Origin of the sequence: Streptomyces sp. SID14436, from assembly GCF_010548465.1 — a bacterium.
In the GTDB taxonomy this organism is placed as follows: Bacteria; Actinomycetota; Actinomycetes; order Streptomycetales; family Streptomycetaceae; genus Streptomyces.
In genome coordinates, this window is the sequence record NZ_JAAGMD010000243.1 from 1 (window position 1) to 17,208 (window position 17,208).

14 protein-coding genes, 1 tRNA gene, 1 pseudogene and 1 riboswitch are annotated in these 17,208 nt (G+C 74.5%); of the genes and pseudogenes, 9 read left to right on the forward strand and 7 right to left on the reverse strand.

Annotated features, from left to right (window positions below):
- The 4 genes and pseudogenes from G3I53_RS08900 to G3I53_RS08910 form a co-directional block, all read left to right on the forward strand.
- On the forward strand, positions 1 to 1,515 hold a 1,515-nt coding region (locus G3I53_RS08900), incomplete at its 5' end, for a hypothetical protein (RefSeq protein WP_164438204.1).
- Between the two features lie 210 nt (positions 1,516 to 1,725).
- Positions 1,726 to 1,920, forward strand: a pseudogene (locus tag G3I53_RS34340) (ATP-binding cassette domain-containing protein); the annotation flags it as partial.
- 91 nt (positions 1,921 to 2,011) lie between these two features.
- A complete protein-coding gene (locus G3I53_RS34345) occupies positions 2,012 to 2,338 on the forward strand; it encodes an ATP-binding cassette domain-containing protein (protein WP_275404121.1) in 327 nt (108 codons plus the stop codon).
- Positions 2,335 to 3,531, forward strand: a complete 1,197-nt coding sequence (locus G3I53_RS08910) for an ABC transporter permease (RefSeq protein WP_164335437.1) — start codon at positions 2,335 to 2,337, stop codon at positions 3,529 to 3,531. Before G3I53_RS34345 ends, G3I53_RS08910 begins: the two co-directional genes overlap by 4 nt.
- Before the next feature lie 109 nt (positions 3,532 to 3,640).
- Here the strand turns inward: G3I53_RS08910 and G3I53_RS08915 are convergent, their stop codons facing one another.
- The 5 genes from G3I53_RS08915 to G3I53_RS08935 form a co-directional block, all read right to left on the reverse strand.
- Complete coding sequence (locus G3I53_RS08915) at positions 3,641 to 5,470, reverse strand: glycoside hydrolase family 15 protein (RefSeq protein WP_164335435.1); 1,830 nt, start codon at positions 5,468 to 5,470, stop codon at positions 3,641 to 3,643.
- 133 nt (positions 5,471 to 5,603) lie between these two features.
- Positions 5,604 to 6,050: a hypothetical protein gene (locus G3I53_RS08920; protein WP_164335433.1), complete on the reverse strand. Its 447-nt coding sequence runs from the start codon at positions 6,048 to 6,050 to the stop codon at positions 5,604 to 5,606.
- Positions 6,051 to 6,244: 194 nt separating this feature from the next.
- Positions 6,245 to 6,673, reverse strand: a complete 429-nt coding sequence (locus tag G3I53_RS08925) for a hypothetical protein (protein ID WP_164335431.1) — start codon at positions 6,671 to 6,673, stop codon at positions 6,245 to 6,247.
- A 339-nt stretch (positions 6,674 to 7,012) separates the two neighbouring features.
- Complete coding sequence (locus G3I53_RS08930) at positions 7,013 to 8,230, reverse strand: cation:proton antiporter (RefSeq protein WP_343239770.1); 1,218 nt, start codon at positions 8,228 to 8,230, stop codon at positions 7,013 to 7,015.
- A gap of 917 nt (positions 8,231 to 9,147) precedes the next feature.
- A complete protein-coding gene (locus G3I53_RS08935; protein ID WP_164332586.1) occupies positions 9,148 to 9,450 on the reverse strand; it encodes a DUF3040 domain-containing protein in 303 nt (100 codons plus the stop codon).
- Between the two features lie 511 nt (positions 9,451 to 9,961).
- Here G3I53_RS08935 and G3I53_RS08940 point away from each other — a divergent pair.
- The 5 genes from G3I53_RS08940 (at position 9,962) to G3I53_RS08960 (ending at position 14,649) form a co-directional block, all read left to right on the forward strand.
- Complete coding sequence (locus G3I53_RS08940; protein WP_164332587.1) at positions 9,962 to 10,954, forward strand: HAMP domain-containing sensor histidine kinase; 993 nt, start codon at positions 9,962 to 9,964, stop codon at positions 10,952 to 10,954.
- A gap of 4 nt (positions 10,955 to 10,958) precedes the next feature.
- The gene (locus G3I53_RS08945; protein ID WP_164332588.1) at positions 10,959 to 11,624 is read left to right on the forward strand and encodes a response regulator transcription factor; all 666 of its coding nucleotides are present in this window, start codon (positions 10,959 to 10,961) and stop codon (positions 11,622 to 11,624) included.
- 123 nt (positions 11,625 to 11,747) lie between these two features.
- On the forward strand, positions 11,748 to 12,881 hold the full coding sequence (locus tag G3I53_RS08950) for a dihydrofolate reductase family protein (RefSeq protein ID WP_164332589.1): 1,134 nt from the start codon (positions 11,748 to 11,750) through the stop codon (positions 12,879 to 12,881).
- A gap of 111 nt (positions 12,882 to 12,992) precedes the next feature.
- Positions 12,993 to 13,066: transfer RNA gene (locus G3I53_RS08955), tRNA-Met, on the forward strand.
- 387 nt (positions 13,067 to 13,453) lie between these two features.
- Positions 13,454 to 13,611, forward strand: a riboswitch (cyclic di-AMP (ydaO/yuaA leader).
- 12 nt (positions 13,612 to 13,623) lie between these two features.
- Positions 13,624 to 14,649: a M23 family metallopeptidase gene (locus G3I53_RS08960; RefSeq protein WP_164332590.1), complete on the forward strand. Its 1,026-nt coding sequence runs from the start codon at positions 13,624 to 13,626 to the stop codon at positions 14,647 to 14,649.
- 64 nt (positions 14,650 to 14,713) lie between these two features.
- On the opposite strand, the gene G3I53_RS08965 is transcribed toward G3I53_RS08960, so the two are convergent.
- Complete coding sequence (locus tag G3I53_RS08965) at positions 14,714 to 16,027, reverse strand: PrsW family intramembrane metalloprotease (RefSeq protein WP_164438205.1); 1,314 nt, start codon at positions 16,025 to 16,027, stop codon at positions 14,714 to 14,716.
- Positions 16,028 to 16,192: 165 nt separating this feature from the next.
- Positions 16,193 to 17,047, reverse strand: coding sequence for a tRNA (guanosine(46)-N7)-methyltransferase TrmB (gene trmB / locus G3I53_RS08970; protein ID WP_343240578.1), 855 nt, complete (start codon positions 17,045 to 17,047; stop codon positions 16,193 to 16,195).
- Between the last annotated feature and the right edge of the window lie 161 nt (positions 17,048 to 17,208).

Here is a 17,208-nt window from a genome sequence, read left to right on the forward strand (position 1 = left end):
GCCGCGCAGCTCGACGCCCTGCGCGGGGCGAACGACCTGGTGCGGTCGACGCGCGCGGACGTCGGGCGGGACCCGGCGCTGTATCCCACCGCGTACGGGCGCCTGGAGGCCGGCCTCGCCGCGCGGCACGGCAGCGGCGAGCGCGTTCCCGAGGTCCGCCCGGATGCGCTGGCGGACCTCGCCCGGACCGATGCCCTCGACACCCCGGCCTGGCGTGCTCACTACGTCTGCCTCTCCCTGGGCGGGACGGGCGGTACGTCGCCCTCCGGGGCCGCGGCGGTGCTGGACCGGGCGGGGATCCGGGCCGAGGCGGAGCGTGAGGCACTCGCCCTTCTGCGCCACCCGGCGGGCGAGGACGGTGACGACCCGCTGACCTCTCTCGCCACCAGAGCCGCGTTCGTGCAGACCCTCACATGTCTGGACCGCGGCGACGACGTACCCCGTGCCGCCCTGACCCGGCTCGCGGCGGACGCCGCACGGACCGCGGAGGCGGTACCGGTGCTCTACGCCGTCGAGGCGCTGCGCGGAGCCGGGGCCGAGGGCCGCGCCACACGGGCCCTGCGCGACGCCGACGGCGTTCTGAGGGGCGGCTGCGGGCGCGTCGAGCCCATGCAGCGGGCGGCGTTGACGCTGCTGCGGGGGAGGGTGACGGACGAGACACGCGCGTGTCTGCGGTCGGCGCTCGGTGACCGCGACACCCAGACCCGCTGGCTGGTCCGACGGGCCCTCGCCCTGGACCCGTCGTCGTCCTCCGCCCCGCGGAGCTCTTCCGGTGCTGCCGGGTCCCCCGTGCCGCCGCCCTCCCTGGCGGACGTCCGGCCGGACGGGCTGGTCGCCAAGTCACCGGCCCAGTTGGGCACACTCACGGCCACCTACCACGCGGCGCGCGCGCTCACCGCGGCCGGCCGGCAGGGTGACGTTCCGGGTTGGTTGACGAAGCGGCTGAAGGAACTGGGTTCCGACCCCCGGCTCGATCCGTCGGACCGGGTCCCGCTCGCCATGACGTGTCACCGGCTGGACCTGGCCTGCGGACCGCAGGACGAGCGGGGGCGGCGGGAAGCAGCGGGGCGGAAGGTCCCGGCCCGCCTGACGGCCGCGAACCAGCGTGGCTGGTACGGCGCCATGGCGGTCCGCGCCGAGTTCGCCTCGGGATGCCCCCGCACCTCGGTCGAACTCCCCGACGCCGGCTCCCGGACCCTCTCCCACCGGTCCCTGCGCGTGATCACGGTGCTCGCCGACGCGGGATGCGCCGCCCAGGCCGAACGGCTCACCCGGGGCACCGATCTGGTGGCCCAGGCACGCGAGTTGCTGCGCAAGGGGGAGCTGGTGTTCGCCTCCGCCGCCGTCCAGGCCGCGCTCGCCTCCGAGCAGACGGTGCCGCAGTCCCTGTGGGAGGAGATCCCCCGCCTCCTGGAACGGCACAGGGACGCCGCGCACCCGGACCTCTACGCCCCCGCTCCCGGCGGCACGGCCACCGCCGAGGCCACCCGGGCCGCCTACTACCTCCTGGCCTGAGCCGGACGACCGGCGTCCGCGACAGGCGCGTCCGAAGCCGTCACCGGCAGCCGGATCCGGCTCCGTCCCCACTCGAAGGGCCCTCACTCCATGGACACCCACCCGATGAACACCGCGTCCCCACCCGCCGTCGTGGCCGAGGGGCTGGCCTTCTCCTACGCGTCCGGCGGAGGGGTGCAGCGCGCGGACCTCACGCTCGGAGCGGGGACCATGACCGCCGTCGAGGGGCCCTCGGGCTCGGGGAAGAGCACGCTGCTGGCCCTCCTCGGCCTGATCCTGTCCCCCGCCGCCGGCTCGTTGCACATCGACGGTGCCGCCACCCACGCGCTGCCGGCCGCCGAGCGGGACCTCCTGCGCCGGCGCTCCATCGGCATCGTCCTGCAGGACCTGGGACTGCTGCCGTTCCTCAACGCCTGGGAGAACGTGGCCGCCGCCTTCGGGCCCCGTCTGGCCCGGCACCGCACCGCGGCCCGGGACCTGCTCGGCGGACCTCGGCATGGGCGAGCTCGTCGACTCCCCGGTCGCCGAGCTCTCCGGCGGGCAGCGGCAACGCGTCGCCGTCGCCCGGGCCGCGGTCAAGCAGCCGGTGCTGGTGCTCGCCGACGAGCCGACGTCCGGGCTCGACCCGGCGACCGCGCGCTCCCTACTGCGGTCCCTGCGGGCCTGTGCGGAGCGGGGCGCCGCTGTCCTCGTCGTCACGCACGACGCGGCCGTCACCGGGGCCTGCGACCGGCGTCATGTGCTGGACGACGGCGTGCTGTCGGCCGTGGACGCCCGGGCGGCGGGAACGCAGGGAGCGGTACGTGAAGGGGAGCCCGCATGAGCCGGTGGAGTCTGCACACCTGGAGGCGCGACGGGCGGTCGCTGCGCAGGTCGGTGCCCATGCTCACCGTGCTCGCCGCGCTGGTGACGCTGTCCGCCGGGGTGGCGGGCGGGGCCGCGGGCGCCGTCGAGCGGGATGTGCTGGCGTCGGGCGGTCTCACACAGATCGAGCTCTCCTCCTTCGAGGGCGACGCCTCGGTCCGGCCGCTCACCACCGCGGCACTCCGGGAGGCCGAACGCCTGGCGGGCGTCCGGCAGGTGGTCGCCGACTACTCCTCCGTGCTCTACGCCGAGGAGGAGGGGACGTACGACCTGACGAGCCGCACGCTGACACCGGGAGACGACGTGCCCGTCGTCGAGGGAGCGGTCCCCGGGGAGCTCGGTCCGAAGGACGTCGTGCTCCCGGCGACCGCCCAGGGCACCGACTTCGCGCCGCTGCTCGGCCGGACCGTCGCCTTCGGCCACACCCGGGCGACGGGGGACGGGGCCGGCACCACCGCGGTGATCGAGCTGAGGGTCGCCGCCCTGTACGACCCGAGCTGGCAGGCCGACGGCCCGGACGTGGCCTACCTGTCGGAGGACACGGCCGCCTTCCTGGCCGCCGCCCGGGCGGGACAGGACCGGGAGGTGTTCCGGGAGAAGGAGGGGGCGCGGTCCGCCGTCGTGGTGGTCGAGCACCAGAGGCGGGTGGCGGAGGTCGCCGACGCGCTCCGTGCGGAGGGGTTCTCGGCGTCCCCCGTGTCCGACCGGGTGCGCCGTCTGCCGGGGCTGTTCGGGGCGGCGGATCTCGCCGTGCGCGTCGGGATGGCGCTGCTGGCTCTGGCCGCCGTGGGGCTCGGCGCCGTCCGGGCCGCGGACAGTGCGCGGGCCCGGCTCGGGCAGTTCGCCGTGCTGCGGATCCTGGGGACCGGCAGGCCGGAGCTGCGGCGGATCCTGCTGGGTGAGGCGCTGCTGTCCGGTGGGGTGGCCGGGGTGGTCGGCGCGTGCGCCGGTGCGGCTTCCTCGGTGGCCCTGGCCGGTCCGCTGAGCGGGGTGCTCGGGCTGCCGATCTCCCTGGCCGACGCCCTGCCGGCGCCGCTGTGGGTCGGGTCGGCGCTGGTGCTTCCCGCTGCCGGGCTGGCCGCGGGCACCCTGCTCGGCAGCCGTGAGGTGCTGCGGCGGGACCCGTATCTCACGGCGCGCGCCCACGGTTGAGCCCGCGCCGCCCGGCATGTTCCCGGGGCGAGCCCGCTGCCCGGCATGCTCCCGGGGTTGAGCCCGCCGCCCTCGGGCCCTCGGGGCGGGGCCCCGTCGCCGTCGGGGCTCAGGATTCCGCCCGGTCCAGTTCCTCGTCGAGGGCGAGGGCGGCGTTGATGAGGGCGAGGTGGGTGAACGCCTGGGGGAAGTTGCCCAGTTGTTCTCCCGTGGGGCCGATCTCCTCCGCGAAGAGGCCGACGTGGTTGGCGTAGGTGAGCATCTTGTCGAAGGCGTAGCGGGCCTGGCCGGGGCGGCCGGCGCGGGCCAGGGCGTCGACGTAGAGGAAGCTGCACAGGGAGAAGGTGCCCTCGCTGCCGCGCAGGCCGTCGGGGGAGGCGGCGGGGTCGTAGCGGTAGACGAGGCTGTCGGAGACGAGTTCGCTCTCCATGGCGTCGAGGGTGGACAGCCAGCGCGGGTCGCGGGGGGCGACGAAGCCGACGGCGGGCATCAGCAGCAGGGAGGCGTCGAGGACGTCGGTGTCGTAGTGCTGGACGAAGGCCTGCCGGGCGGGGCTCCAGCCGCGGTCCATGATCTGGCGGAAGACGGCGTCGCGGGCCGTGGTCCAGGCGGCGACGTCGGCGGGGCGGGCCAGGTCGCGGGCGAGGCGGATGCCGCGGTCGAAGGCCGCCCAGCACATCAGGCGGCTGTAGGTGAAGTGCCGGCGCCCGCCGCGGGTCTCCCAGATGCCCTCGTCGGGGCGGTCCCAGTGGTCGGTGAGCCAGTCCAGGACGCCGGACAGGGCGAGCCAGCCGTCGTAGCCGGCCCCGTGGACGGGGGCCCGGCTGTTGGAGAGGGCGTGGATGGCCTCGCCGTAGATGTCGAGCTGGAGCTGGCCCGCGGCGCCGTTGCCGATGCGGACGGGGGCCGAGCCGCGGTAGCCCTCCAGGTGGTCGAGGGTCTGCTCGGTGAGGTGGGGGTCGCCGTCGACCCGGTACATGATCTGCAGGGGTTCACCGGTGACGGTGTGGTCCTGTTTGATGCGCTCGCCGAGCCAGAGGCGGAAGGCCTGGGCCTCGTCGGTGAAGCCGAGGCCGAGCAGGGCGTCCAGGGACAGGGAGGCGTCCCGCACCCAGGTGTAGCGGTAGTCCCAGTTCCGTTCGCCGCCGAGCTGTTCGGGCAGGCCCGCGGTGGCCGCGGCGACGGGGGCTCCGGTGGGGGCGTAGGTGAGCAGCTTGAGCGTGATGGCCGAGCGGTTGACGGTGTCCTGCCAGCGGCCCCGGTACTGGCCGCGGCGGATCCAGCGGTGCCAGAAGGACCAGGTGCCGTCGAAGTCGGCGCGGACGGACTCGGGGGTGGGCGCGGCGGGCGGCGCGGATCCGGCGGCGCAGACGGTGAGGATCGCGGCGGCCCGTTCGCCCTGGGTCAGTTCCACGGTGGCGCGGACGTCGTCGCCGTCGCGTTCCAGGGGGACGGGGCCGAGGACCTGGAGGTGGGCGTCGGTGCCGGGTCCGGCGAAGTGCGCGGCGGCGGCTTCCGGGCGCAGGTGGAGGCGGTGCGGGGCGCGGGCGTAGTCGAAGCGGGGGCGGCAGTCGAGGCGGAAGCGGACCCGGCCGCGGGTCACCCGCAGCACCCGGATCAGGCGGTGCCGGTCCGTCGCCGTCTCCGGCTGTTCGACGGGCATGAAGTCGACGACCTCGCCGACCCCGTCCGGGGTGAGGAAGCGGGTGACGAGCACGGCCGTGTCGGCGAGGTACAGCTGCCGGGTGGTCACTCCCGGTCCCTCGACGGTGAGCGCGAAGTGGCCGCCGCGGTCGTGGTCGAGGAGGGCGGCGAAGAGGCTGGGCGAGTCGAAGCGGGGGGCGCACCACCAGTCGACGACACCGTCGGAGGAGACCAGTGCCGCGGTCTGGAGGTCGCCCACCAGGCCGTGGTCGGCGATGGGAGGGTAGCGCCGCATGGAATCCGCCTTGTCGTGGCGCGGAAGGGCTCGTGGCCGGGGGGAGAGACGTGCGCGGGTCGCCTCGTGGGGCCCTCTGCGTTTACGTTCCTGGGTCACTCGGAGCCGCGGGGGCGCCTACGGGTCGTCCGGGTCACTCCGGGGGCGGGGCGGTCGGGACGGCGTTCGCCAGGGACCAGATGACGAAGAGGTTGATGGCCATCATGATCACCGACCAGACCGGCGCGTACGGCAGGAACAGGAACTGCGCCACCAGGCTCAGCGACGCCAGCGCGATGCCGGTGGCCCTGGCCCACTCCCGGCCCGTGAGGATGCCCCAGCCGACCACGGCGGCGACGATGCCGAGGACGAGCAGGATCCATCCCCAGCCGATGAGGCTGACCTCGTAGACGTAGTCGCCGATCCGGGCGTAGACGTCGTCCTCGACGATGGCGGCGATGCCCTGGAACATGGCGAGGACGCCGTTCAGCAGGAGCAGGACACCGGCGAAGGTCGTGCCCCCGGCGGCCCAGGCGGCGCCCTTGGGGGAGGCCGGCCGGTAGCCGCCCCCGGGCGGGCCGGAGTGTGGCTGTGCGGTCATGAGGCACCCCGTTTCTCTGGGGGCGGGTGGTACGGACACCGCCCGTCGGCCTCTTCGACCCTCCGCCCGGACGGCGTCGGCGACCACACGGGTTGCGCCGAACGGGTGCGGGGGACGTCGGGGCAGAGCAGCCGGGCGGAGGGACGGTCGTCAGCGGAGCCGGCTGGCGTCGGGGCGGTGCAGTGGGGAGGGCGTCAGCGGAGCCGGCCGTCGTCGGGGTCCCGGCCGGGCGTCGTCAGGCGGTGGTGGGCCGCGCGGGCGTGGGCGAGCCGGGAGACGGTCGTGCCGGCCAGGGCGGCGCCCAGCAGGCAGCCGAGCCAGGCGGTGTCACGCGGGCCGGTCCAGCTGAGGGCCCCCGCGGGCGGTATGGCGAAGCCGTTGAGGAACAGCCAGCACAGCAGGGCGGTGCCCGGTGCCGCGGTGAACCGGGCGCAGACGCCGAGGACGGCGGCCAGGACGGACAGGGCGGTCAGCGCGAGGGGCGGGCCGTGGGAGCCGGCGAGCAGGTTCGTCAGCGCCACCAGCAGGGGCGCACCGGCGAAGGCCCCGGCCCACACCAGCGGGGTCGCCACCGGCCGGGGCACCGGTCGGGGACCGGCGCTCAGGGTCACCCACTCGATCATGCCGACGTCCCCCTTCCCGGTCCGGTCCCGTGCCGGGACGGCCACCGGGGCGGTCGGCCGCCCGGGCGGCCGGAGCGTGAGTCCCGCTCCGATTTTCCCACCGCCCGGCCGCGGCGGGGGGTCGCACGCGGGCCGGTGGCTCGTTCCGTGCGCCCCCGAGGGTCCGGACGGAAGGAGACTCCGGCTTCCCCGGCCCGCGCGTCGCCGCGTCCCTCGGGGTCCTCGCACCCCTTACGTCCCTCGGGGTCCTCACCCGTACGGGTGGCCGAACCGCCGGCGGTCCGGCCTTCCGGCCGTTCACGGGGCGCCGAACCGCTGACGGCCCGGCCCTCCGGACGTTCACCCACCGGCGTGGACCGGTGCCGTCTCCTCGACCGGGGTGCCGGTGCTGCTCGGGCCGCCCGGAGTGCGCCCCGTGAGACGGCGGGCCAGCGGCTCGGTCCAGCGGGCGGCGAGCGGGCCGACGACGACCAGGATCAGGACGTACGCCGTGGCCAGCGGGCCGATGCGCGGCTCCGTGCCGACGGCGAGCCCGGCGATGACGATGGAGAACTCGCCGCGCGCCACCAGCGTGCCGCCGGCCCGCCAGCGTCCGGCCACCGAGACGCCCGCGCGGCGGGCCGCCCAGTAACCGGTGGCGATCTTGGTGAGCACGGTGACGACGGCCAGCGCGAGGGCCGGGACCAGCACGGGCGGGATGTTCGACGGGTCCGTGTGCAGGCCGAAGAAGACGAAGAACACCGCGGCGAACAGGTCCCGCAGGGGCGACAGCAGGTGGTGCGAGCCCTCGGCGACCTCCTTGGACAGCGCGATGCCGACGAGGAAGGCGCCGACGGCGGCCGAGACCTGGAGGTGCTGCGCGACGCCCGCGACCAGCAGCGTCAGCCCCAGCACGACCAGCAGCAGCATCTCGGGGTTGTCGGACGAGACGGCGCGGCTGACGATCCGCCCGTGGCGCAGGGCGATGTAGAGGACGGCGCCGACGGTGCCCAGGGAGATCAGCAGGGTGAGGCTGCCGCCCGCGAGGCTCACCCCGGCCAGCAGGGCGGTGAGGATCGGCAGGTAGACGGCCATGGCGAGGTCCTCGAGGACCAGCACGCCGAGGATCACGGGGGTTTCCCGGTTGCCGACCCGGCCGAGATCGCCGAGCACCTTGGCGATGACGCCCGAGGACGAGATCCACGTCACGCCGGCCAGGGCGATGGCACCCACCGGGCCCCAGCCGAGCAGCAGGGCGGCGACGGCGCCGGGCGCGGCGTTCAGGACGAAGTCGACCGCGCCGGAGGGGTACTGCGTCTTGAGGGTGGTGACGAGGTCGGAGGCGCTGTACTCCAGGCCCAGCATGAGCAGCAGCAGGATGACGCCGATCTCCGCACCGGTGGCGACGAACTCCTCACTGGCCTGCAGGGGCAGGATGCCGCCGTGGCCGAAGGCCAGTCCGGCGAGCAGGTACAGGGGTATGGGCGAGAAACCGACCCGTCCGGCGAGGCGGCCCAGCAGGCCGAGGGCGAGGATGATCGCGCCGAGTTCGATGAGCATGGCCGTGGTGTTGTGCACGGGCGTCTGTCCTCCGTGGGGTGGGTGCGGTGACGGCGTCTGTGCCCCGGGGCGGTGCCGGTCGCGTGCCGGTGGGGCCGGGTGGTGGCCGGTCGCGCCGGTCGGTGGATGGGCGGTCGGTCGGACGGGGCGTCACGGGGTCGCGGCGCGCGGAGGGAGCGCGGAGGGCCGGGGCCCGTCGGTCCTCGCGCGGACGGCTCGGAGAGCCGGGGGTCGCCGGGTCGCGGTCCTGTCGGGTGAGGGCGGGAGGAAACGGGGCGGTCCCGGGCCGGCCGGTTCCGCCGGTGGTGGTGGAGAGGGGTCAGCGCGGTGCGCGGCCGAGGGGGCGGCGCACGACGCTGCAGGTATCGGGGAGGCCGTCGCGGGCGGCGTTGTCGACACGTATGGGGATCACCCGACCCATGTCACGCCCCCTGCCCATGTCTCACCGGCGTGGCCGGTCTCACCGAACGCTGTCAGCCGGTCGTCGTCGACCGACCGGGTAGCGGCCGGTCGACGACGACCGGCCCCGCACCCACTGCCCCCGGCGCCGAAGACCCGGCGCTTCCGGAGGAACGCACTCAACGCTCGACGAACGAGCGGAACGCGGCTCAACGGAGCGTAAGCGCTTGGCAAAAATTTTAGCGCACCCCATATCGGGATACGCTAGGGCAAAGATTCACATATGCGAATGAATGGATCGCCGATCGTGTCGAATACCGGCGACATCACGTACCCGTGACCGCCGCTCCGAGCGGAGACCGGCGGGGAACCAGGAGGGGCCGACCGGGGGCCGACCACCCCGCCCGGGGCCCCGCCCCAGGGCCCCGCCACCGTGCCCGCGGCCGCCACCGGGCCCGCAGCGTTCACCGTGCCCCGCACCGGCCACCGCGTCCGCACCGGCCACCGCGTCCGCACCGGCCGCCGCCCCCGCGCCGTCAGCGGGAGGGGTGCCCCCGCTGCTCCGTCTCACCGTCGCGCCGGCGCGGAGGGTAGGGGTCGAAGAGCTGCACGCCGATGCCACTGAGCACCAGGCCCGCGGCGATGAGCAGGCCGTCCGGCATGATCAGGCCGGCGACCAGCAGGACCAGTCCGATGCCCAGTACCCACCAGGCTCGCTTGCGCCGGTACTCGCGCGGCAGCGCCGGGCGTCCGTCGGACAGTGAGCGGGCGAAGCGGGGGTCCTCCTGCTCGATGCGGGCCGCGAGATCGACGAGGCGCTTGTCATCGGACTGGGGCACGTCTCCTCCTTCCCGACACGGTGGCAGGCCGACGACACCCGGTCGCCACCTCTGAGAACCGCCGGGCGTCGGTCCCGCGACGCCGGGCGCAAGCTGAACGGCCGGCCCCCGGATCCGGGCCGGCGCAGGGGAGCGTGCCCGCCGGACGACCTGGTCGTCCGAGCTTCGGTGCGGGGGTACGGCGAAGCCGGGCTTCCCTTGAATTCAAGGGTCCCGTACAGGGGTCTTGGCCACCATTGGCTCCGGCCCTCATCTTCGTGGGGGTGCACCCTGCAGACCGCCCGGTGTCTGCATGCCGCGCCGGGGGAAAATGGGGACTGGTACGGATGGCGCACCGGTGGAACAGCGCTCACGCTGGGACGTGTCGGCCCGCGGCCGTGTCCCGCCGGTCCGCGGTCCGCGACGGCTTCCGTCGGACCTCCGACGCGCTGTCCGGCCCCGGCCGGCCGGGGAGACACCGGGAGCCTACGACAAGAGGCCCGCGGTGGGCAGGGCGAGGAGGCGGTAACGGGTGCCACTGTTCTGGCGGATCTTCCTGCTGAACGCGATCGTGCTGATCACCGCCACCGCACTGCTGCTCGGTCCGGTCACCGTCTCCACCCCGGTGCTGCTGACCGAGGCCGCGGTGCTCACGGTCGGACTGGCCGCCATGCTCGGTGCCAACGCCCTGCTGCTGCGGGTCGGCCTCGCCCCGCTGGACCGCCTCACCCGTGCCATGACCACCACCGACCTGCTCCGCCCCGGGCGCCGTCCCGAGGTCTCCGGGGGCGGGGAGATCGCCGAACTGATCAGCACGTACAACACGATGCTGGACCGGCTGGAGGACGAGCGCGCCACGAGCAGCGCCCGCGCCCTGTCCGCGCAGGAGGGCGAACGCCGCCGCATCGCCCAGGAGCTGCACGACGAGGTCGGGCAGAGCCTCACCGCCGTGCTGCTGCAGCTGAAGCGGGTCACCGACCACGCCCCCGAGGACCTGCGGCAGGAGCTGCGCCTGGTGCAGGAGACCACGCGCAGCAGCCTGGACGAGATCCGGCGCATCGCCCGCCGCCTGCGCCCCGGGGTGCTGGACGAGCTGGGCCTGGTCAGCGCCCTGAAGTCACTCGCCACCGAGTTCGGCGGGGAGGGCCTGAGCGTGCAGCACTGGCTCGACCCGGACCTGCCCGAGCTGGGCCCGGAGGCCGAACTGGTCCTCTACCGGGTCGCCCAGGAAGGGCTCACCAACGTGGTCCGCCACGCGCGCGCCCGGCGCGCCGGGATCGCCCTGCGGCGCATCCCCGGAGGCGTCGAGCTGTGGGTCCGCGACGACGGCCGCGGCATCGTCGACGCCGCCGAGGGCGCGGGCATCCGCGGGATGCGCGAACGCGCCCTGCTGATCGGCGCCGACCTGCACGTGGGCCCGGTCGCCGGCGGCGGCACCGAAGTACGCCTGACCGTCCCCGTCCCCGTACGGGGACCCGCACCGACGTGGACCCCCGTGATCGACGCCCCCGACCGGAAACACTGAACCCATGACCGACGAGGCCCCCGCCCCCACCCGCATCCTCCTCGCCGACGACCACGCGCTGGTCCGCCGAGGGGTTCGTCTCATTCTCGACGGCGAACCGGACCTGACGGTCGTCGCCGAGGCCGACGACGGCGCCGAAGCCGTCGAGCAGGCCCGCGCCCACCGGCCCGACCTGGCCATCCTCGACATCGCCATGCCCCGGCTGACCGGCCTCCAGGCGGCCCGCGAGCTCGCCCGCGTGGTGCCGGAGACGCGGATACTCATCCTGACCATGTACGACAACGAGCAGTTCTTCTTCGAGGCACTCGGGGCCGGCGCGTCCGGATACGTGCTCAAGTCCGTCGCCGACCGCGACCTCGTCGAGGCGTGCCGGGCCACCATGCGGGGTGAGCCGTTCCTCTACCCGGGCGCGGTCAACGCCCTCATCCGCAACTACCTGGATCTGACCCGGGACAGCGGGCACGTGCCGGCCAAAGCGATCACGGATCGGGAGGAGGAGATCCTGAAGCTGGTCGCCGAGGGGCACACCTCCCAGCAGATCGCCGACCTGCTGACGATCAGCCCCAAGACGGTGGAGCGGCACCGGGCGAACCTGCTGTCCAAGCTCGGCCTCAAAGACCGCCTGGAACTCACCCGGTACGCGATCCGGGTCGGACTGATCGAGCCCTGACGCCGGCCCGGGACCCCGTCGGGCGACGGTGACCGGTGGCCGGTGCCGTCCGCGCGGTTGCCAGACTGGCCCCGAGCCGCACCGCCCCGGCCCGGCCGACCCGCCCCGTCCTGGAGTACGCCGATGCCCCACCCGTACGTCCTGCTGTCCGCCGCCGTCTCCCTCGACGGCTACCTGGACGACACCGGCCCCGACCGGCTGCTGTTGTCCAGCCCGGCCGACTTCGACCGGGTCGACGAGGTACGGGCCTCGGTGGACGCGGTGCTCGTCGGAGCCGGCACCCTGCGCGCCGACAACCCGCGGCTGCTGGTCAACTCGCCCGAGCGGCGCGCCGCCCGGGTCGCCGAGGGCAGGCCCGAGTACCCGTTGAAGGTCACCGTCAGCGGTTCCGGCGACCTGGACCCGGCCGCCCGCTTCTGGCACACGGGCGGCGAGAAGCTCCTGTACACGACGGACCGGGGCGCCGAGCGCGCCCGCGCCCTCGGACTGGCCACCGACGTCGTCGCGCTCGGCGGGGAACTGGACTGGCGGCGCCTGCTGGAGCACCTGCACGACGTGCGGGGGGTGCGCCGGCTCATGGTGGAGGGCGGCGGCCTGATCCACACCCAACTCGTCACGCAGGGCCTCGCCGACGAACTCCAGCTGGTCGTCGCGCCGTTGTTCGTCGGCGACCCCGACGCGCCCCGCTTGTTCGGCCCCGGTTCCTACCCGGCCGGCCGGCTGCGGCTGCTGGAGACCCGGCAGATCGGCGACGTCGTCCTGATGCGCTACGAGCCCACCGCGCCGGGGACCGGCGCGACGGCCACCGCCGCCGACCGCCACTGGCTCGCCCTCGCCTGCGACCTGGCGTCCCGGTGCACGCCCTCGCGGACGGCGTTCAGTGTGGGCGCGGTGGTGGTCGCGGCCGACGGTACGGAACTGGCGCGCGGTCACTCCCGGGAGGGCGGCGACCCGGTGGCGCACGCGGAGGAGGTCGCTCTCGCCCGGACCGACCCCACGGACCCCCGGCTCGCCACCGCCACCGTGTACTCCAGCCTGGAACCCTGCGCCCGCCGAGCGTCCCGGCCCGCCTCCTGCTCCCGGCTCCTGCTGGACGCGGGGGTGCGGCGGGTGGTCACGGCGTGGCGGGAGCCCGACACCTTCGTCACGGACGCCGACGGCAGCGGGCTCCTGACGGCCGGGGGCGCCACCGTGGTCGTCGTGCCGGAGCTGGAGGACCGCGCCAAGGCGCCGAACGCCCACCTGACCGGGGGGTGAGGGCGGCCTCGGACCGGCCCGTCGACCGCACGAGCAGCACCGTTGAACCGGGGCCGGGGGAAAAGCGTGCGCGAAGCGCTCCCCGCATGCCGTACACTGGAATCACAACGACGCGGGGTGGAGCAGCTCGGTAGCTCGCTGGGCTCATAACCCAGAGGTCGCAGGTTCAAATCCTGTCCCCGCTACTGAAGGCCGAGGGCCGGAATCCGACAGGATTCCGGCCCTCGGTGCGTTCCGTCCCGCCGTGGCGCGCCGGAGTGCCGGAGTGCGGGAGGCTTCCTCCCCTCTCTTCCCTCCGCTTCTCGCGCCGGCGCGTGCGCCCCCTCGGCACGCTCACCCTCTGTGGTCACCCACCGTGTCCGCGCCGTCCCGCTGGGATAACAATTGACGTACCGTCAGAAAACGCGGCTGATTCGAGGCGGAGTCAACTCGCCCGTTTTCGCCTGCTCGTGGCGGGTAAGTCCGTACGGGATTCGTTAACGATCAAGAGGAACCGCTTGGAATCCGGCCCCCACGTCTATTAACGTTCGATAACGCAGCGCGGTCGTCCCAGCCGTCACACGAGTCGGCTCCGTGCGCACGCGCCGAATCCCGCAAGGGAACCGGGGAACCATCAACTTGGGGTGAATCGCGTGGATGCCCCCGTGGAGACACGGGCGGTATACGCGCGTAGGAGACCTTCCTGCTCCGAACCCGTCAGCTAACCCGGTAGGCGGAGAAGGAAGGAAAGGAGTACGCCCACGTGGCGTCGAACCGGCCTGCCCCCGAGGCCCCTCTCATGCCGAGCCAGCGCGACGGCGACACCTTCGTCTACGGCGGCGTCCGCGCCGACGAGGGCCCCTTCGAGGAGTGGAACCCCACCGCGGAGACCGTCCGCCCGGTGCGCGGCCGGCATCGCGTCAGCAAGCAGCGCGGCGGCGGACTCGCCCGCAGCTCCACCGTCCTGGGCGTCGGCGTCATAGCCGCGGTCGGCGCCGGCGGCATGGCCAGCGCCCAGACCGGCAAGCCGCCGGTCTCCATCTCCATGCCCGACCTCCCCAACGTGGGTTCCCTCATCTCCGACGAGGAAACGCCCGAGGGCTCCGCCACCCCGCTCAGCAGCATCGGCACCGCCGGCGCCGAAGCCGAGCAGGGCAACGCCGGCGAGGCACTGCGCAGCCGGATCATGGCGCAGGTCGAGCAGCAGCAGGACCAGGCCGAGAGCAAGGCCGCCGCCGCTGCCGTCGCCGCTGCCGAGAAGGAGGCCGCGGAGGCCGCCGCCAAGGCCGAGAAGGAGGCCAAGGCCAAGGCCGCCGAAGCGAAGCGGAAGGCCGAGGAAGAGGCGAAGAAGAAGGCCGAGGCCGAGCGCCTCGCCAAGCTGGCCACGCAGTACGCGCTGCCGACCTCCTCCTACACGCTCACCTCGACCTTCGGTCAGGCCGGCGCCTACTGGGCCTCCGGCCAGCACACCGGCCTCGACTTCGCCGCCCCCAGCGGCACGCTGATCAAGGCCGTCCACACCGGCACGATCACCTCCGCCGGCTGGGACGGCTCCTACGGCTACAAGACGGTGCTGACCCTCGACGACGGCACCGAGATCTGGTACGCCCACCAGTCCTCGATCAGCGTCAGCGTCGGCCAGAAGGTCACCACCGGCGAGGTCATCGGCCGGGTGGGCTCCACCGGCAACTCCACCGGCGCCCACCTGCACCTGGAGGTCCACCCCTCGGGCTCCGCCTCCGGCATCGACCCCCTGACCTGGCTGCGCAGCAAGGGCCTCAACCCGTAACGGACCGGGCCGCGGACCCTCCACCGGCAGTCCCGACGGCGCCCCCGGGCGTCCGGGCTGCCGGTCAGGTGTCTCCGGGGCCGTACGAGCCGTGCCACCCGGGCGCGTACCCGGGGTGCGGCGCGGCGGGGTGCACCGGCAGCACGTACGGGTGGCCGTAGCCGCCTCCGTACCCGAACCCGTACCCGTGGCCCACGGGCGGTGCGTGGCCGTGGGTGCCGGGCGGCGGGGCGGTCACGCGGAAGACGGGCGCGGTGATCCGGGCCGCGTGCTCCAGGGCCGGGCGGGCCCACTCCCGCCGCCGCCACAGCTCCTCCAGCAGGGCGCCCTCCCGGGCGACGAAGTCCGCCGGTGCGCGTCCCGCGCCGCCCCGGTGCCGCAGGAAGGCGAGCGACGTCGCGAACGCCTCGTACCGCGCCACCTCCCGGGCCGCGGCCCGGCCGCCGTGCCGCCGGGCGTACTGCCGGGCGAGGCGCCGGGCCCGCATCGAGCCGAGCACGAACGGTTCCACGGGGGTCAGCCACCCGGCGGCCACATAGGCGGGCAGCTCCGTGCGCACGGTGCGCAGTTCCCGCTGCCTGGTCCACACCACCAGCCACGTCAGCACCCCGAACAGCGGCACCATGAACACCGCGTAGACCGCGAAGAAGCCGTACTCGCCGAGGTTCGAGGAGCCGTTCCACAGCGCGTGCAGGCCCATCGCCAGCACCAGCCCGGTCAGCGGGAGCAGCACGCGCCGCACCCGGCGGCCCTCGCCGGACAGGGCGGCGAGGCCGAAGCCGATGCCGGTGAGCACGGTGAACAGGGGGTGCGCGAACGGCGACATCACGGCGCGGACGAAGAAGGTGGCCGCGGTGAGGGAGGCCAGGCCGCTGTCCCCGGTCAGCCGGTCGGTGCCGAACGCGTTGCCGAGGTAGAGGATGTTCTCGGTGAACGCGAACCCGGTGGCGGAGACCCCGGCGATCACCACGCCGTCGAGGATGCCGCCGACGTCGCGTCTGCGGAAGAGGAAGACGAGGAGGACGGCGGCGGCCTTTGCGCTCTCCTCCACCACCGGGGCTATGACGGTCGCACCGAGGGTGTCCGCCCGGGTCGGGTCGGCGGTGGCGGTGGCGATCCAGCGGGTGGCGAAGCTGTTCGCGACGATCGCCATCAGGGCGGCGGCGCAGGCACCCCAGGCGAACGCGAAGACGAGGTTGGTCCAGGGGCCGGGCGCCACCCGGTCCAGCCAGCGGAACGCGGCCAGGAGCAGCGGCACCGGCAGGACGGCGAGGCCCAGCCCGACGAGGAAGCCCTCCGTGCCGGTCTGCTCGCGGACCAGGGCCAGGATCACCAGGCCCGACAGGGCGAGCAGCGCGGCCGGTCCGCCGTACCGCATCCAGGGCCGCTGCCACCAGTGCGCGTGCCGCCGGGTGCCTCCCGCCGGTCCACCGGGCGGGGGCGCCGTGCCGGCGGGGGCCGGGTGGGGAAGCGGCGGAGGACTGGTGGCCACGACATCGACCCTAACGAGACGGGGGTGCCGCCCGCAGGTGCGCGGGGCGGCTCAGGCGCCGGTGGGACGCCGGTCGTCGTGCGGTACGCGGCGGAAGAGCAGGTCGTTCACGACATGACCCTTGTCCAGTCCCTGGCTCTCGAAACGGGTCAGGGGGCGGAACGCGGGCCGGGGCGCGAAACCGCCGTCCTCCCGGGTGTTCTCGAAGTCGGGGTGCGCGGTCAGCACCTCCAGCATGTGCTCGGCGTACGGCACCCAGTCGGTGGCGCAGTGCACCACCGCGCCCGGCTTGAGGCGGGTCGCGGCCAGCGAGAGGAACTCCGGCTGGATCAGGCGCCGCTTGTGGTGCCGCTTCTTCGGCCAGGGGTCGGGGAAGTAGACGCGCAGCCCGTCCAGCGAGTCGGCGGCGAGCATCTCGCGCAGCAGGATGATCGCGTCGCCGTTGCCGACCCGGACGTTGTCCAGGCCCAGCTGCTCGGCGAGGCCCAGCAGATGACCCTGGCCGGGGGTGTGCACGTCCACGGCGAGGATGTTGGTGCCGGGGTCGGCGGCGGCCATCCGGGCCGTGGCCTCGCCCATGCCGAAGCCGATCTCCAGGACGACGGGACGGTCGTTGCCGAAGAACTCCGCGAGATCGAGGAGGCGGCGGCCGTCGATGTCGAAGCCCCACCGGGGCCACAGGCGCTGCAGGGCGTCCGCCTGCCCGGCCGTCACCCGGCTGCGGCGCGGCTGGAAGCTGCGGATCCGCCGCTCGAAGTGCGACCCGGCGGGGTCGGCCTTGGGACCGTCCGGGAAGCGTGGTTCGCCCTTGGCGCGGGTGTGCCGGATCGACACCCCGGCGCGGTGCGGGGCGTCCTGACCGGCGGCGGGCCGGGGTGCTTCGGGGGTGTTCACGGAGTCAGACACAGTGCTGTCGAGTCTACGGCGGACCCGGCGGGGACCGGGTCACCCGGCGGCCGGGGCCCTGGTCACCGGGGTGCGGGGTGTCGGGGGCCCGCCCGCTGCCGACGCCGGCGCCGCCGGGTGTCCGCGCCGGAGCCACGCCTCAGCGGGCCCCCTCCGCCAGC

Bases quoted from the DNA above. Each gene is read 5' to 3' on its own strand.
- G3I53_RS08945 (WP_164332588.1), top strand. From the start codon at position 10,959: ATGACCGACGAGGCCCCCGCCCCCACCCGCATCCTCCTCGCCGACGAC.
- G3I53_RS08925 (WP_164335431.1), bottom strand. From the start codon at position 6,673: ATGATCGAGTGGGTGACCCTGAGCGCCGGTCCCCGACCGGTGCCCCGG.
- G3I53_RS34345 (WP_275404121.1), top strand. From the start codon at position 2,012: ATGGGCGAGCTCGTCGACTCCCCGGTCGCCGAGCTCTCCGGCGGGCAG.
- G3I53_RS08920 (WP_164335433.1), bottom strand. From the start codon at position 6,050: ATGACCGCACAGCCACACTCCGGCCCGCCCGGGGGCGGCTACCGGCCG.
- G3I53_RS08910 (WP_164335437.1), top strand. From the start codon at position 2,335: ATGAGCCGGTGGAGTCTGCACACCTGGAGGCGCGACGGGCGGTCGCTG.
- G3I53_RS08965 (WP_164438205.1), bottom strand. From the start codon at position 16,027: ATGCGGTACGGCGGACCGGCCGCGCTGCTCGCCCTGTCGGGCCTGGTG.
- G3I53_RS08950 (WP_164332589.1), top strand. From the start codon at position 11,748: ATGCCCCACCCGTACGTCCTGCTGTCCGCCGCCGTCTCCCTCGACGGC.
- G3I53_RS08915 (WP_164335435.1), bottom strand. From the start codon at position 5,470: ATGCGGCGCTACCCTCCCATCGCCGACCACGGCCTGGTGGGCGACCTC.